The organism is Streptomyces odontomachicola (assembly GCF_039605595.1).
In the GTDB taxonomy this organism is placed as follows: Bacteria; Actinomycetota; Actinomycetes; order Streptomycetales; family Streptomycetaceae; genus Streptomyces.
Genome location: NZ_JBCFOK010000002.1, coordinates 352,910 through 367,674, shown reverse-complemented (window position 1 = coordinate 367,674; position 14,765 = coordinate 352,910). Strand labels below are relative to the sequence as shown.

The following is a 14,765-nucleotide window of genomic DNA, read 5'->3' as shown; positions in this document are numbered from 1 at the left end:
CGTGGGCGACCCCGTACGCGTCCAGCCCCGGGTCGTACGGGATCACCCGGCGGGAACACCCTCACTCGAAGCTGAAGGTGCTCAGCACCGCCCTGTGGTCGGAGGGCCAGGTGTTGTTCTTGTGGTAGGGGATCGGCTTCGCGGTGCCCGCCATCACCGTCCGCGAGTCCTCCACCCTCAGCGGGCCCGCGTAGTGGATGTAGTCGATGCGGTTCTGCGGCTCGGGGCGGCCGGTGCTGCCGTGGTGGCGCGGGTAGACCGGGGACCAGGTGTTGCCGGGCTGCGCCTTGGGGTCGGGGTGCTTGACCCGGTAGGAGTCCTTGAAGCCGGTGTCCGCGATCATCTTGCTGACCGGCCACGTGAAGGGCCCGTAGCCGCAGTGGCTGTTGCGCGTGGCGGCCGTCCAGTCCAGGTACGAGGGCGAGTTGAGGTCGCCCGCCAGCAGCAGCGGCGTGTGGACCGCGTCGGCGATCATCGCCCGCACCCGCAGCTTGCGCATGATCTCCCGCATCTGCGGGACCCGCCCCGACTGCGCCTCGCGCCGGACGATCTGCTTCCCCGACATGTGGCTGAAGCAGGCGTCGTACGCGCCGAAGGGCCGGTAGTACAGGTGCGCCGTCCACAGCTCCACGCGCTGCTTGCCCGGCAGGGCGATGCGCACCCCGGCGCCGGCCGAGGTGCGGCCCGTCACGCGCTCGATGGGGTAGCGGCTGACCACGCCGAGGTCGTCGGAGGACTGCCAGGCGTGCCACCCCAGCTTCTTCGCGAGGTCCCTGGCCGCGTGCCCGCGCGTCTCCTGCATCGCGACGACGTCGGGCTTGAACTTCTCCATCACCGCGACCTGCTTGCGCAGCGGGTCCTTCAGCCAGCCGCCGCCCACCCAGGAGTTGAAGGTCATCACCTTGAGCTGCTTCGCCGCGGGGAGCGGGCGCGGACGCGGCTCGGCCGCCTCGGTCCCGGCGCGGACCGCCCCCGCACCGGCCCGCGCCGTCTCGGTCCCGGCTCCCGCCGCTTCGGTCCCGGTCCGCACCGCTCCGGCACCGGCCTCCGCCGCCTCGTACCCGGGCCGCCCCGCCTCGTGCCCGGACTGCTGCTGGTACGGCCGCGCGGGGGGCGCGAGTGCGGTGGTCGTCCCCGCGGCCACCAGGACCGCGAGGCCCGCCAGCGTGACCCCGCGTCGTCTTCTGCCTTCCATCCAGGCGCTTCCTTCCGGCCCGTAGGAGATCGATGTGTCCTACCAATACCGGAATGTCCAGTGATGTGACTGTGCATCAGGGCCACACGGGGGCCGCCATTGCTCTGCGCGGGCGCTCTTGGGCACACGCCGTTTCGGCCCGGCCCCCAGGAGGAAGCGCGCCGCGCCTCAGGAGACCTCGCATCAGGAGACCTCGCGTCAGGAGGAAGCGTGCCGCGCGTGCGTCTCGCGGGACTTGGCGACCTGGAGATCGCGTACGACCTCGCTGACCATCCGCAGCGAGGCGGCGTCCAGTACGTTGCCGAACTCCAGCACGCGCACCCGCCCCTCCAGGCGCTGCTTGAGCCCCGGCATCTCGCTGGGGATCACGACGAGGTCCACGTCCTTCAGGTCCTCCTCGTCCGTGCCCGCGAGGACCTCGATGTTGGTGACCCCGGCCTGGGTGAGGGAGTCGCGGATGCTCGCGGCCTGGTCCTCGGTGCGGTACCAGAGGCCCACCGTCCGGTTCTTGGGCACCTGGGCGATCTGGAGCAGCGTCCGGATGTGCGGCGCGACGACGATCGCGATGACCTCGGTCGCGGGCCGGCGCAGCAGCGCGCGCACCTCGGCGAGGTGGAAGAACGTGGTCAGTACGAGGTCGGGGTGCTCGGCCGCGGGGTCGAAGTCGCCCAGGACCAGGGGCTTCACGCTGAGATCCAGGTGCCCCAGGTGCTCTTCGAGCTCGTCGGCGAAGTATGTGGCGCGGTCGGCGTTGCACTCCACGAAGGACACCCGGAGCCTGCGGTCCGATGCCTGCACCGCGACGTTCAGCACCAGTTCCTGGAGCTCGGAGGGTGAGAGCCCGAGCTGGAGGCATTCGCGTGCCGCATTCTCCAGCACCTCGCGGGCGCGGTCGCGGGCCTGCGAGGTCGAGCGCGCCTGTTCGCCGCCGACCACGACCATGCCCTTGCGGCCGCGCGCCTCGACGAGCCCCTGTTCGCGCAGGGCGCCGTACGCGTGGGCCACCGTGTTCCGGTTGATGCCCAGGTTGTCGGCGAGCAGCCGGGAGCCCGGCAGGCGCTCGCCGTCCCGCAGCTGACCGGTCTCGATCAGGAAGGTGAGCTGCGTGACGATCTGCCGGTAGATCGGGATGCCCGAGTGCTGGCTGACGCTGATGTCGGCGACCATGCTCCCCCGCTTCGCAGTTTTGACCTAGGCGCAAGCCTAGCCGACTAGGCCATAAAGAGCCGGACGGGCAACCCGGCGAAACCGCTTCCCCGTCACCCGTTGCGCCGGTGGCGCCCGCGGGGAGAAAGTGGCCCCGCACTCTTATTGGCATAGCCAGCTATGCCAATAGTTTCCCGGCGGCCCTGCGACCGCCACGATCGAGGAGGTCCCATGGGTACGGACGCGTTCTGGGAGGACGTCGAGCGTCATGTGGTCCGCTACGGCCCGGCCTTCAGCCCGCGCACGATCGAGAGCGCGGCCGGTTCGTACGTCTACGACAGCGACGGCGAGGCCGTACTCGACTTCACCTCGGGCCAGATGAGCGCCGTGCTCGGGCACGCGCACCCGGACATCGTGCGCGCGGTCTCCGAGTCCGTCGGCTCCCTCGACCATCTCTACAGCGGCATGCTCAGCCGCCCGGTCGTGGACGTGGCCAAGCGCCTCGCGGGCACGCTGCCGGCGCCGCTGGAGAAGACGCTGCTGCTCACGACGGGCGCCGAGTCCAACGAGGCGGCGCTCAAGATGGCCAAGCTCTACACCGGCAAGTACGAGGTCGTCTCCTTCGACCGCTCCTGGCACGGCATGACCTCGGGGGCAGCGGCGGCGACCTTCTCCGCGGGGCGGCGCGGCTACGGCCCGCCCATGCCGGGCAACTTCACGCTGCCGACCCCGAACGCGTACCGCTCGCCCTTCCGGCACGCCGACGGCTCCTACGACTGGAAGGCCGAGCTGGAGTACGGCTTCGGCCTCATCGACCAGCAGTCCTCCGGCTCCCTCGCCGCCTGCCTGATCGAGCCGGTCCTCTCCTCCGGCGGGATCATCGACGTGCCCCTCGGCTACCTCGCGCGCCTCAAGGAGCTGTGCGCCGAGCGCGGCATGCTGCTCATCTACGACGAGGCGCAGACCGGGCTGGGGCGCACCGGGGAGATGTACGCCTTCGAGCGCGACGGCGTGGCGCCGGACATCCTCACTCTCTCCAAGACGCTGGGCGCCGGGCTGCCCGTCGCGGCCGTGGTGACCAGCGCCGAGATCGAGCAGGTCTGCCACGAGCGCGGCTACCTCTTCTTCACCACCCACGTCTCCGACCCGCTCGCCGCGACCGTCGCGCTGACCGTGCTCGATGTGATCGAGCGCGACGGCCTGGTCGCCCGCGCCGCCAAGCTGGGCGAGCAGCTCACCGAGCGGCTGCTGGGGCTGCGCGAGGCGTACGAGGTGGTCGGGGACGTACGGGGGCGCGGCCTCCTGCAGGGTCTGGAACTGGTGGAGGACAAGAAGTCCAAGGCCCCCGCCGACGCGCTCGGGCAGCAGGTCACGGCCGCCTGCCTGGAGCGGGGCCTGCACCTCAACATCGTGCAGCTCCCCGGGATGGGCGGGATCTTCCGCATCGCGCCGCCGCTCACCGCCACGGAGGAGGAGCTGCACGCGGGCGTGGACCTGCTGGAGACCTCGCTGAAGTCGGTGCTTGCTGCGCGGGGTTGAGGCGCCGGTCCGCTTCGGGCCCCGGGTGGCGGTGGCGGTCTACTCGCCGCGCCACACCGGGGCCCGCTTGTCGAGGAACGCGGTCATCCCCTCCTGCGCGTCGTGGGTGACCGCGTTCCGCGCCATGGTCTCGCCCATCTCTTCGTACGCGGCGTCCTGGGGCAGGTCGATCTGCCGGTAGAAGGCCTGCTTGCCGGTGCGTACGGTGAGCGGGCTGGCCCCTGCCACCTTCTCGGCGAGCGCCTGCACGTGGTCGTCCAACTCGGCGTCCGGTACGGCGGAGTTGGCCAGGCCCCAGTCGGCGGCCGTCGCGGCGTCGATGGTCTCGCCGGTGAGCAGCATCTGCATCGCGCGCTTGCGGCCGATATTGCGGCTGAGGGCGACCATGGGGGTCGAGCAGAACAGGCCGATCTTCACGCCCGGCGTGCCGAAGACGGCGCGCTCGGCGGCGACCGCCAGGTCGCAGGTGGCCACGAGCTGGCATCCGGCGGCGAGGGCCGGGCCGTGTACGGCGGCGATGACGGGCTGCGGGATGCGCTGGACGGTGTCCATCATCCGCGTGCACACGTCGAAGATCTCCCGCTGCTCGTCCAGCGGGATGTCCACGAGCTGCCGCAGATGATGCCCGGCGGAGAACACGCTCCCCTCGCCGCGCAGAACGACGACGCGAACGTCCTCACGCTCCCCGAGCCGCTCCAGCTCCGCCGTGACGGCGAGCATCATCTCGCGGGAGAGCGCGTTCCGTTCCCCGGGCCGGTCGAGCGTGAGCTGCGCGATCGACGCCTCGACATGGCAGTGGAGGTAGTCGGCGGTGGTGGGGGCTGGGGCAGTGCTCATGGGGCGCCTCGCAGGATCGTGGATATGGGGGTGTGCCTGTACGCGACGGTGGCAGGCCGACAGGGGCTCGGGCCAGAGGCCCGCCGGTCGCGTACCGGCACGACCTGGGCACGGCCCGATCCCCCACCCGTTCCGTCACCTCCGCACCCCACGCGGCGCGAACGCTCCTTATCCTGACCCCATGGTCGAAATCCCCCTCTCCGTGCTGGAGCTCGCGACGTTGCAGAGTGGTGCTCGGGCTGTCGAGGTCGTGCGGGACACCGGGGCCGTCGCGCGGGAGTTGGAGGCATTGGGGTATCGGCGGCTGTGGTATGCCGAGCACCATCACTCCCCCGCCATCGGCGCCTTCCCTCCCGTCGTGCTGATCGCCCACGCCGCCGCCACGACCTCGACGCTCCGCCTGGGCTCGGGCGGCGTGCTGGCGCCCAACCACGCGCCGGTGATGCTGGCGGAACAGTTCGGCACGCTGGCCGCGCTGCATCCCGAACGCGTCGACCTCGGCATCGGCCGCGGCCCCGGCACCTTCGACGAGGCCACCGCGCGTGCGCTGCGCCGCGGCGCCGGGCCGGTCACCGACGCGGAGTACCGCGCCGACATCGAAGCCGTGCTCCACTTCCTCGTGCACGAGATCCCCGAGGGCCCACTGCCCGAGCCCTGGCTGCTCGCCTCCAGCACCGCCGGCGCCGAACTGGCCGCCGCGCTCGGCCTCCCCGTCGCCCTCGCCCACCACATCCGCCCGCAGAACACCTCGGCCGCGCTGGACACCTACCGCGCGCACTTCACCCCCTCGCGCTGGTGCGCACAACCGCGGGTGCTGGTGTGCGTGGAGACCGTGTGCGCCGAGACCGAGGAGGAGGCCGACTGGCTGGCCGGGCCGATGAACGTGGTCAAGGCCGGGCTCCTCAAGTCGTCCAGCGAGATCCCCTTCCCCACCCCGGAGGAGGCTGCGGCGCACTCCTTCACCGCGGAGGAGCGGAAGGCGCTCGCCGCGTTCCGCGCGCAGCAGGCGTGCGGTACGCCGCAGGCCGTCGCCGACCGGCTCGACGCGCTGGCCGACCAGACCCGCGCCGACGAACTCATGCTGACCACCCCCGTCTTCGACCTCACCGCCCGCCTCCGCTCGTACGAGCTGGTCAAGAAGCACTGCGCGCGCTGACCCCTCCCGGGGCCACTGGTCTTCCGGCAAACGCCGGTATAGGAAGGGCCGGTGACCGATCTCCCCCTCTGCGGCCCCGAGGGCCCGCTCCGCGCCGTGCCCGCCGCGCGCGGTCCCGTACCCGTGCGCGCCGTGCTCTTCGACTTCTCCGGCACGCTCTTCCAGATCCGGTCGTACGCGGACCGGATACGGGCGGCATTGGGCAGGCCCGTGAGCGAAACGGCCATGGACGCGCTGCTGGACGGGCTGACCGTCGGGCTGTCACTGCCCGAGGTGGTGGAGGCGCAGCGGGGGCGGGACGTCTCGGCGGCGGCGCACCGCCGGGCGTTCACCACCTGGTACGCCTCCGTCCCCGAGCTGGCGTCGGTGGCCGAGGCGCTGTATGCCCAACTGCGCGCTCCGGAGCACTGGTTGCCGTACGCCGACGCCGACGCCGTGCTGTCCGCACTCCGGGACCGCGGGATCCCGCTGGGAGTGGTCAGCGATGTGGGCTGGGACCTGCGGGACACCTTCGCGCACCACCGCCTCGACCACTTCTTCTCCGCCTGGGTGCACTCGTACGAGCACGGCACCGAGAAGCCCGATCCGGCGCTCTTCCGGCACGCCTGCCTCAAGCTGGGCGTCGAACCGCACGAGACGCTGATGGTCGGTGACCACCCGGCGAAGGACGGCGGTGCGGCCGGCGCCGGGCTGCGCGCGTACGTGCTCCCGGCGGGCGCGGGACCCGGCGCGCACCGCGGGCTGGACGCGGTGCTGCGGCTCGCCGACATGGCCTGACCGGAACCGCCAGCCGCGCGGCCGACTCCCACCCCCGCACCCACGTCCCGCGCTCGCCGCGGGCGCCCACGGGGCTGCGCCCCGGACCCCTGTTGGCAACGAGGTTGCGAGGGCGCGAGGGCTGCGGTCCGGTTGTGCCCACCCTCCCCCAAGCTCTCCGGCTCCGCTCCGAGCAGGGAGGTACCCCCCTCGCCCCAGCGGAACGACTGCCCACAACCTCGTGGGGAGGGGAGGGAGCACCCAAGCGGACCGCAGCCAGCGCCCGGTGCGCGCCGTGGGCTGGACGCGGTGCTGCGGCTCAGCAACCTCGCCTGAGGCGCGCCGCCGCGAGTCGCACGGGCCGCGCTAGTTCCCCTGCTGTCGCGCGCGAAAGGCCGCTGTCTTCATCCGGTTCTGACAGGTCGTCGAGCAGAACTGGCGGGCCGCGTTGCGGGACGTGTCCACGTAGACCCGGTCGCAGCGTGCCGCCTGGCACACGCCGAGCCGGTCGGCCATGTCGCCGCCCAGCGCCAGGGCCACACCGGTCGCGCAGCTCGCGCTCGTGCTCACGGCCGGGGAGTCGTCCGCGGCGTGGAAGTGCAGCCGCAGCGGGCCGTCCCGGCGCCGGTGCAGGTGGGGGCGGGCGCCGGTGGTGTGGAGCAGCGCGTTGACCACCTCGGCCGCTTCGTCAGGGCGGCCGGCCGACAACTCCTCGAAGGCGAGGCGCAGTTGCTCGGCCGTGCGCAGAAGGTACGCGGCCTGCTCGGCGTCGAGGCCCCCCGCCGGCACCACGGACATCGCCGCCGGGATCGCCTCGGGCAACTCCTCCGCGGCGGGCGGCACATGGACCCTGCCGCGGGCCGCGCTGCCGGTGAGCGCGTTCACCAGGGAGACGGCCTGATCCAGCCGCTCCATCACGTAACTGTCGAATGGCACTTGACCGGTTACCCCTCCGCGCCTAGCGTACGACCTCGATGTCACTGTCATTATCCATGACGCCAGTGACACAGTGGAGGGGGAGTCCATGCACAGGTCCGTTCAACGCCTGCCCCGTGCCGTCTGGGTGCTGGTCACGGCGCGCGCGTTCAACCGGCTCGGGGCCTTCTCGCTGCCGTTCCTCACGGTGCTGACCAGCGACGAGTTCGGCACGGGCGCGGGCGCGGCGGGGCTGGTCTCGGCCGCGTTCGGACTGGCCACGATCCCCTCGCGGCTCATCGGCGGACGGCTCGCCGACCGCGTCGGGCGGCGGCGCACCATGGTGCTCGGGCTGACCGGCTGCGCGCTGTCGCAGGCGGGGATCGCCGCGGCGGGGAGCCTCGCGGTGGTGGCCGTGTGCGCGGTCCTGCTGGGCCTCGCCTTCGAACTGTACGAGCCGCCGAGCCAGGCCCTCATCGCGGACTCGGTCACCTCGGAGCTGCGGGTGCGCGCGTACAGCCTGCTCAACGCCGCGCTCGCGCTGGGCGGAATGGGCGCGGGGCTGCTGGCCGCGGTGCTGGGGCGGTGGGGTCTGCGGTGGCTGTTCGTCGCGGACGCGGTGACCTGCGCGGTGTGCGCGGCGATGGTGCTCGCGGCCCTGCCGGCCGACCACCCGGCGCGTGCGGCCCAGGACACCGCGCCCGGCGCGAGCCCCTGGCGGGACCGCGCGCTGCTGGCGATGCTCGCCTTCGGCACCGCGTACGCCGTGGTGCACATGCAGATCACCATGTCGCTGCCCCTCTCGATGGAACGGCGCGGGCTCCAGGCATCCGATGCGGGGCTGCTGTTCACCGCCCTGGCCCTCACCACCGTCGGCGCGCAGCCGCTGCTCCGGGTGCCCCGGGTGGCCGCGCTGCCCGCTCCCGCCTCGCTGGGCGCGGGCTGCGCGCTGCTGGCGGTGGGCCTGAGCGGCTATGCGGCGGCCACGGGACTGCCGGGGTACGTGGCCGCGACGGTGGTGTGCGGGCTCGGCGACGTACTGATCATGGGCCGGGCGTTCGCCATGGTCGCCGACCTCGCCCCCGCCGGCTCGACGGGCCGCTACCTCGCGGCGTACGGCATCAGCTGGGGCATCGCGACCGTCGCCGCACCCCTGCTGGGCACCCAACTCCTGGAGCGCGCGGGCGTGGCCACGCTGTGGCTCGCGATGGCGGGGGCGTCGGCGGCCATGGCAGCGACCATGCTGGCCCGGCCGAGGCTCACCTCCCGCCCGCCGCAACCGCGCCCCGAACAGTCCGGCAAGACGGCACGGGTGACCGGCGGCCCGCGATAGGCCCGGGTGCGTCGCGCACTCGCTGCGCGCGGAAGCACCCGTACGGCGCGGGCCGGGCGGTCGCCGCGTCGCTGAAGCCCGCGTAGCGCGCGTGGAACGGACGGCGCACGGCACCCAGGTCCACGCGCCGGTCCCCGGGGACGGCCGGCTGAACTCCCGCTGCCTCAGCGGTCACTTGGTACTCGCAACACCCCTACCCGCGTTCCGGTTCCGGTACGGGCTCCGGAGAGGTCGGGGAGGCCTGCGTGGCCGGAGAGGTCGGAGGAGTCACCGTGGTCGGGGTCGTCCAGTGGGCGACCTCGTCAGCGAACGCGTCAGGGGCGACGGACGGCTCCGCCGCAGCCGCGACATAGCCGTCCGGCCGTATCAGCACCGCATCCGGCGAAGCCCACGCACCGACGCCCGGCCGGACCGCGGATCGCACCCCCACACGGCGTCCAGCGAGATGCGCGTAACGCCCCTCTGACGTGAAGTCGGCCAGCACGAACGCGTCCTGGCGCAAGGCCCGCATCAGCGACGAGCCCGAGGGGCCGGAAACGGGCGCCCCGGCAACCGAGGCCCCGGCCGACGGCGCCCCCGTCAGCACGAGGTCGGGCGCCCTCGTGCCGGTCAGGGGGTGGGCCCCGTCCGGCGCCGGGTAGGCGAGGTCGAGTCCGGACAGCCAGCCCTTCAGCTCCTGTGCCGTATCGCCGTCCCGCCCGATCAAGTCGCTGAAGAGCCCTCTCAGGGCCTCGCCCCCGGGGGTGAAGGTGTGCATCAGGACGCCCTGGGCGAGGGTGTTGGCGGTGAGACGTGCCGAGACCGGGCGGCGTTCACTGTCGTAGTCGTAGGGTCCTTCGACCAGCCATGACGGCGCCCAGCCCTGGTGTTCGGCCGCCAGCTTCCAGGCCAGGTTGGCGGCGTCCTGGAGGCCGACGTTGAGACCCTGGCCGCCCGCCGGGAGGTGGATGTGCGCGGCGTCACCGGCGATCAGTATCCGTCCGGCCCGGTAGCGTTCGGCGTTGCGGGTGCTGTCCGTCGCGTTCGAGAGCCAGGACGTGCGGCGCACTCCCAGGTCGGTACCGATGATCCCCCGCAGCATGGCACGCAGTCCCTCGACCGACAGCGACCCCAACTCCTCGCGGCGCGCCTGCACTTGATGGGGCGTCAAGCCGGTGTCGGGAGGCAGCGTCCCGAAGAGGCGGTGCTGACCGTCCGGCAACGGCAGGATGCTCAGGCTGCCGGTATCCCGGTGCCAGTTGTGCGCGGGCTCGTCGACGGGGCCGTCCAGCTCCACATCGGCGACGAAACCGGTCAGCGAGGGGGACGTACCGGGGAATCCGATGCCCGCGAGGCGCCGGACCACGCTGTGCGCACCGTCGGCGCCGACCAGATAACGGGCCTCGTACGTTCCGTCCCCTGCGCGCACCCGCACCGCCGTCTCGTCCTGCTCGGCTCCGGTGACGGGGTGGCCGTAGTGCACGGGGACGCCGCGTTCGCGGAGGTGGCCGGCGAGCATCCGCTCGGTGCGCGTCTGCGGGACCATCAGCAGGAACGGGTAGGGCGTCTCCAGCCCCGTGTAGTCCAGCATCTCGGGCAGCGCGGCGAAGTGCGCACGGGGAGCCGGCCGCCCCCGTTCGACGAGCAGGTCGGACAGCCGCCGCCCGCCGGTCTCCAGGGCGGTGAGCACCTCCAGCGTGCGCGGGTGCATCGCGACGGCCTTCGGGTGCTCGCTGGGCCCGGCCTCGCGCTCGAAGACCCGTACACCCACCCCCGCCTCGTCCAGCAGCGCGGCCGTCAGCAGCCCGACGGGGCCGCCCCCGGCGACGATGACGTCGGTGCTCACTGAGCCTCTCCCTTCGGACCTTCTCCCCCGTCCCCTGCTCCCGCCGGACGCAACAGCAGTACTCCGGCGGTCAGTCCGGCGGTGGAGGCGACGTGGACGGCGAACGCCTTGCGGTTCGGTGCCCACACACCGGTGGTCGGCCCGCCGGACCACATGGCGGCGGTGAACCCGGCCGCCGCCGCGGCCATCCCCCGCCACATCGCACGCCCGCGCCGCGGCCCGGCCAGCACGCCGACCGCGACGGCGCCGACGGCACCTGCGGTGATCAGCGCTTCCCGCGCCATGTGGTACTGGACGTGCCCCTCTCCGTGGCGCGCCTCGGGAGCGCGGTAGGTCTCGTCCGTGATGTGTGTGACGGTCTGCCAGACGGACGGAGCGGAGGCGGCTATCCCTGCTGCTGTGACCAGGGCGCCGATATTCTCACGCGCTGTTCTCATGACCCCTCCAATTAGGCGAACGTTAATATAACGAACGCTAAGCTATCTCCTCCGAACGACCTACGGAAGGCCGCCAGTGCCCGAGAAGCCCTCAACCGACTACGTGGACGGCATGGTTGACGTCCTCGCGCAGGACCACTCCCCAGAGGCGGTGGAGGCCAAGGCGCTCACCTATCGCCTGCGCCGCATCACCCACCGTCTGGAGACCGACCTCAAACGTGAACTCGCCCCGCACGGCATCGAGTTGTGGACACTGGAACTGCTGGCCTGCCTGCTCCGGGAGCCCGAACACCGGCTGACGGCGAGCGAGTTGGCCACAGCGATGCAGCTGACCTCGGGAGCCGTCACCAACCGGGTGACGAAGCTGGAGGCCAAGGGCTGGGTCGTACGCGACTTCGCCCCGCACGACCGGCGCTCCGTCACGGTCACCCTGACCGAGGAGGGAGCCGCCCGCGCCCTGGAAGTCTTCGCCACCAAGACGGAGACCGAGCTCCACCTGCTCGCCCCGCTGTCCGAGGAGGACCAGCGCCGGCTCAACGACGACCTGCGCACAGTGCTGCTCGCCCTGGGTGACTACGAGAGGTGAGACGGGATGAACGCCCCTGCGCCACGAAGACGCAGGGGCACCGTCCTCCGCCCGTGACAATTCCCGCCACGGGTCTGGCGGCGCGTTCATCCCCGCTGCCCCAGTCGGCGCACGGCCGCGTCCGCGTCGCGCAGCAGCGCGCCGTCGTCCGCCGTGGAACGGCCGTCGCGCACATGGGCCCACCCCGCGACGAGCACGGTGTCCACGTGCGAGCGGTCCATCTGGAGCACGACGGTGCTGTACGCATCGTGCACCGGCGCCACATCGGGACGGTCGGCGCGCAGGACGAGCAGGTCGGCGTCCTTTCCGGGGGTGAGCGAACCGGTGCGGTCGTCCAGCCCGAGGCCGCGCGCCCCCTCGATGGTGGCCATCCGCAGGATGTCGCGGACGCCGACAGGTCCCGCGTCGGAGGCGCCCTGTCCGGCCCGCCGGCCCTGCTGGGACTGCTGGGACACCTGCCCGTGTTCGGCGCTGCGGGCGGCCTGGTACGCGGCCCGCATCTGCGTGAACATGTCGCCCGAGACCGTCGTCTCCACGTCGGCGCTCAGCGTGACGGTGAGGCCCTCGACCGCCCTGGCGGGGCCGGTCATCGGGTAGCCGTGCCCCATGATCATCTCGATCGGCGCCGAGACGGACACGTTGCCGCCGGTGTCCGCGACGAGCGCCAGTTCCTCCGCGCTCATCCCGTTGCCGTGGATGAAGGTGGTACCGGGCACGAGCGCGCCGATGTCCCGCAGGCGCGCGGCGGAGAACGAGCCGAAGAAGTGCCGCGCCGCCCGCAGGTCCAGCTCCTTCGCGAGCGCCGCGTTGGCCAGCTCTCCGTCGTCGCTCCCGCCCTCGGTGATCAGCGCCATGGTGACCAGCGCACGGTCGTCACCGAGGAGTCCGGAGCGTACGCGGCGCACGTCGTCCGGCAGCGCGTTCCCGTGCGCCATGCCGTACGGGAAGCTGTTGCCGTACGCGAAGACCGCGCGCAGACCCGCGTCCCGCAGGGCCGCGACCAGGGCGTCACTGCGTTCGGGGGTGTCCTGGATGTTGGAGATGTCCTGCACGGTGGTGACGCCGGATCCCAACGCGGCGCGTGCGCTGAGCAGTTGGCCGGTGTACAGCTCCTCGGGGGTCAGCGCGGGGCCGTACGTACGGCACACGACGTCGAAGTAGTCCTGCAGCGTGTGCGCGGGACCGATCCCGCGGAGCAGCCCCTGCCACAGGTGGCGGTGGGTGTCGACGAAGCCGGGCACGATGATGCGGCCCTCGGCGTCCACGACCTCCGCGTCCCGCGGCACGTCGAGCCGCTCGCCCACGGCGGTGATGCGCTCGCCCTCCACGAGCAGGTCGCCGCGCGCGAAGTCGCCGAGGGTCGGATCCATGGTGAGCAGGCGGGCGTTGCGGAAGAGGCGGACGGGCATGGTTCTGGTCCTCCTAGTGGTGCAGTGCAGTGTGGTGTGGTGTGTTCAGGCCGGGACATGGTCGGCTGCCGACGGCTCGGTACGGGCTGCTCCGGCCGCGACACCCCGTACCCCCTCCCGGGGCTCCCGGGGCTTGAGCAGGAACCACGTCGCGACGCCCGCCACGAGGGCCGAGAGCCCGGCGGCCAGGAAGACGGCCTGCAGGCCGTGCGCGAAGGCGGCGTGGACGGCGTCGGCGAGCGCCGGGCGGTCGTGCGGAGCGGCTTCGGCGAGTACGCGGTCGCCCTGCCCGCCTCCCAACTTCTCCGCGACGCCGTGCGGTTGGGCGGCGGCCCCGTGCAGATGTGTCGTCGCGGCCCGCACGAAGGCCGTTCCCAGGACGGCCACGCCGATGGCCTGCCCCAGTTGCCGGAACGTGTTGACCGCCCCGCTCGCGGTCCCCGCCTCCGCCGCGGGAACCGAGGCGAGCGCAGCCGAGGTCAGCGGCGGCGTCATGGCCCCGGCGCCGAGCCCGGTGACGATCAGCCCGCCGAGCAGCACCGTCCAGCCCGAATCCGGGCGGATGAGCGCCTGGCTGAGGACCCCGGTGCCGATCAGCAGCAGCCCGGCGCTGACCGGGAAGCGCGCCGGTACGCCCTGGAGGCGGCGCCCCGCGAGGCTGGATGTCAGCAGCCCCGCCAGGCTCAGCGGCGTGAGCACCAGGCCCGCCGCGAGCGGCGGCAGGCCCAGCACGGTCTGCAGCCACAGGGACGTGTAGCCGAGATGCGCGAAGGCCGCGCCCTGCAGCACCAGCGCCGCCAGCATCAGCCCGGTGAAGGCCGGGCGCCGGAACAGCCGCAGGTTCAGCATCGGTTGAGGGCTGCGCACCTCCACGCCGACGAACGCGGCCAGCGCGAGGAGACCGGTGCCGATGAGGGCGGCGGAGCCGGCGATGAGCCCGGCCACGACCGCCCCGGCGGCCACGGTGAAGGTCACGGCCCCGGCTACGTCGAACCTCCGCCGCTCCGGCCCCTGTCCGCCGTCGTGCTCCGGCAGCACCTTCCGTACGAGGAGGACGGTGGCCGCCGCGACCGGCAGGTTGACCAGGAAGACCGCGGGCCAGCCCCAGTGCTGGGAGAGCAGCCCGCCCAGTACGGGCCCGGCGGCGGTGGCGGAACCGCTGACCGCTCCCCACACGCTGAACGCCACCGCGCGGTCACGCCCGGCGTACACCGAGGCCAGCAGCGCGGTGGTGGTGGCGAACATGACCGCACCGCCCACGCCCTGCACCGCGCGCCCCGCGATCAGCACGGCCGGACCGGGCGCGAGCCCGCACAGCAGCGAGGCCCCCGCGAAGACGGCCAGCCCCACCAGGTACATCCTGCGGCGGCCGAAGAAGTCCGCACAGGCGCCGGCGGTGAGCAGCAGCGCGGCCAGCGCCAGCGCATAGGCGTCGACGACCCACTGCAGCGCGGCCATCGAGGGGCGCAGTGCGCGGGAGATCTCCGGCAGCGCCACGTTCACGATCGTCACATCGACGAGCAGCATGAACGTGCCCAGGCAGATGGCCACCAACGGCCACCACTTACGCATAACGGTCTCCCCGTTTCCCCGTACCCCGTGTCTCCGGGTGGCCGGTCCCTCCGGCCCGC

Annotated in this window: 13 protein-coding genes; 5 read left to right on the top strand and 8 right to left on the bottom strand. The window is 72.7% G+C overall.

All coding sequences use genetic code 11. The annotated features are described in order from the left end of the window. Positions 1-61: 61 nt before the first annotated feature. The gene (locus tag ABEE00_RS04440) at positions 62-1,195 is read right to left on the bottom strand and encodes an endonuclease/exonuclease/phosphatase family protein (protein ID WP_345743886.1); all 1,134 of its coding nucleotides are present in this window, start codon (positions 1,193-1,195) and stop codon (positions 62-64) included. A gap of 198 nt (positions 1,196-1,393) precedes the next feature. After that, on the bottom strand, positions 1,394-2,362 hold the full coding sequence (locus ABEE00_RS04435; protein WP_345743885.1) for a GntR family transcriptional regulator: 969 nt from the start codon (positions 2,360-2,362) through the stop codon (positions 1,394-1,396). Between the two features lie 210 nt (positions 2,363-2,572). On the opposite strand from ABEE00_RS04435, the gene ABEE00_RS04430 reads away from it, so the two are divergent. Continuing rightward, positions 2,573-3,880, top strand: a complete 1,308-nt coding sequence (locus tag ABEE00_RS04430) for an aspartate aminotransferase family protein (RefSeq protein WP_345743884.1) — start codon at positions 2,573-2,575, stop codon at positions 3,878-3,880. A gap of 39 nt (positions 3,881-3,919) precedes the next feature. Here the strand turns inward: ABEE00_RS04430 and ABEE00_RS04425 are convergent, their stop codons facing one another. Further along, the gene (locus ABEE00_RS04425) at positions 3,920-4,717 is read right to left on the bottom strand and encodes an enoyl-CoA hydratase (RefSeq protein WP_345743883.1); all 798 of its coding nucleotides are present in this window, start codon (positions 4,715-4,717) and stop codon (positions 3,920-3,922) included. Between the two features lie 181 nt (positions 4,718-4,898). Here ABEE00_RS04425 and ABEE00_RS04420 point away from each other — a divergent pair, with 181 nt between their 5' ends. After that, positions 4,899-5,873 (top strand): LLM class flavin-dependent oxidoreductase, encoded by a 975-nt coding sequence (locus tag ABEE00_RS04420; protein WP_345743882.1) that lies wholly within the window; start codon positions 4,899-4,901, stop codon positions 5,871-5,873. A 51-nt stretch (positions 5,874-5,924) separates the two neighbouring features. Then, positions 5,925-6,650, top strand: a complete 726-nt coding sequence (locus tag ABEE00_RS04415; protein ID WP_345743881.1) for an HAD family hydrolase — start codon at positions 5,925-5,927, stop codon at positions 6,648-6,650. Positions 6,651-6,995: 345 nt separating this feature from the next. Here the strand turns inward: ABEE00_RS04415 and ABEE00_RS04410 are convergent, their stop codons facing one another. Beyond that, positions 6,996-7,565: a CGNR zinc finger domain-containing protein gene (locus ABEE00_RS04410; RefSeq protein ID WP_345743880.1), complete on the bottom strand. Its 570-nt coding sequence runs from the start codon at positions 7,563-7,565 to the stop codon at positions 6,996-6,998. An 88-nt stretch (positions 7,566-7,653) separates the two neighbouring features. Between ABEE00_RS04410 and ABEE00_RS04405 the strand changes: the two genes are divergently transcribed. Further along, positions 7,654-8,877 (top strand): MFS transporter, encoded by a 1,224-nt coding sequence (locus ABEE00_RS04405; protein ID WP_345743879.1) that lies wholly within the window; start codon positions 7,654-7,656, stop codon positions 8,875-8,877. Between the two features lie 193 nt (positions 8,878-9,070). On the opposite strand, the gene ABEE00_RS04400 is transcribed toward ABEE00_RS04405, so the two are convergent. Beyond that, positions 9,071-10,702, bottom strand: a complete 1,632-nt coding sequence (locus ABEE00_RS04400) for an FAD-dependent monooxygenase (RefSeq protein WP_345743878.1) — start codon at positions 10,700-10,702, stop codon at positions 9,071-9,073. After that, entirely contained in the window at positions 10,699-11,139 is a 441-nt protein-coding gene (locus ABEE00_RS04395) for a hypothetical protein (RefSeq protein ID WP_345743877.1), read from the bottom strand. Before ABEE00_RS04395 ends, ABEE00_RS04400 begins: the two co-directional genes overlap by 4 nt. A gap of 76 nt (positions 11,140-11,215) precedes the next feature. Between ABEE00_RS04395 and ABEE00_RS04390 the strand changes: the two genes are divergently transcribed. Beyond that, positions 11,216-11,725, top strand: a complete 510-nt coding sequence (locus ABEE00_RS04390; protein WP_345743876.1) for a MarR family winged helix-turn-helix transcriptional regulator — start codon at positions 11,216-11,218, stop codon at positions 11,723-11,725. Between the two features lie 86 nt (positions 11,726-11,811). Here the strand turns inward: ABEE00_RS04390 and ABEE00_RS04385 are convergent, their stop codons facing one another. Both ABEE00_RS04385 and ABEE00_RS04380 read right to left on the bottom strand, forming a co-directional pair. Beyond that, positions 11,812-13,134, bottom strand: coding sequence for an amidohydrolase family protein (locus ABEE00_RS04385; protein ID WP_345743875.1), 1,323 nt, complete (start codon positions 13,132-13,134; stop codon positions 11,812-11,814). 45 nt (positions 13,135-13,179) lie between these two features. After that, positions 13,180-14,706 carry an MFS transporter gene (locus tag ABEE00_RS04380; RefSeq protein ID WP_345743874.1) on the bottom strand — a complete coding sequence of 509 codons (1,527 nt, stop codon included), beginning with the start codon at positions 14,704-14,706 and terminating at the stop codon, positions 13,180-13,182. Positions 14,707-14,765: the final 59 nt, after the last annotated feature.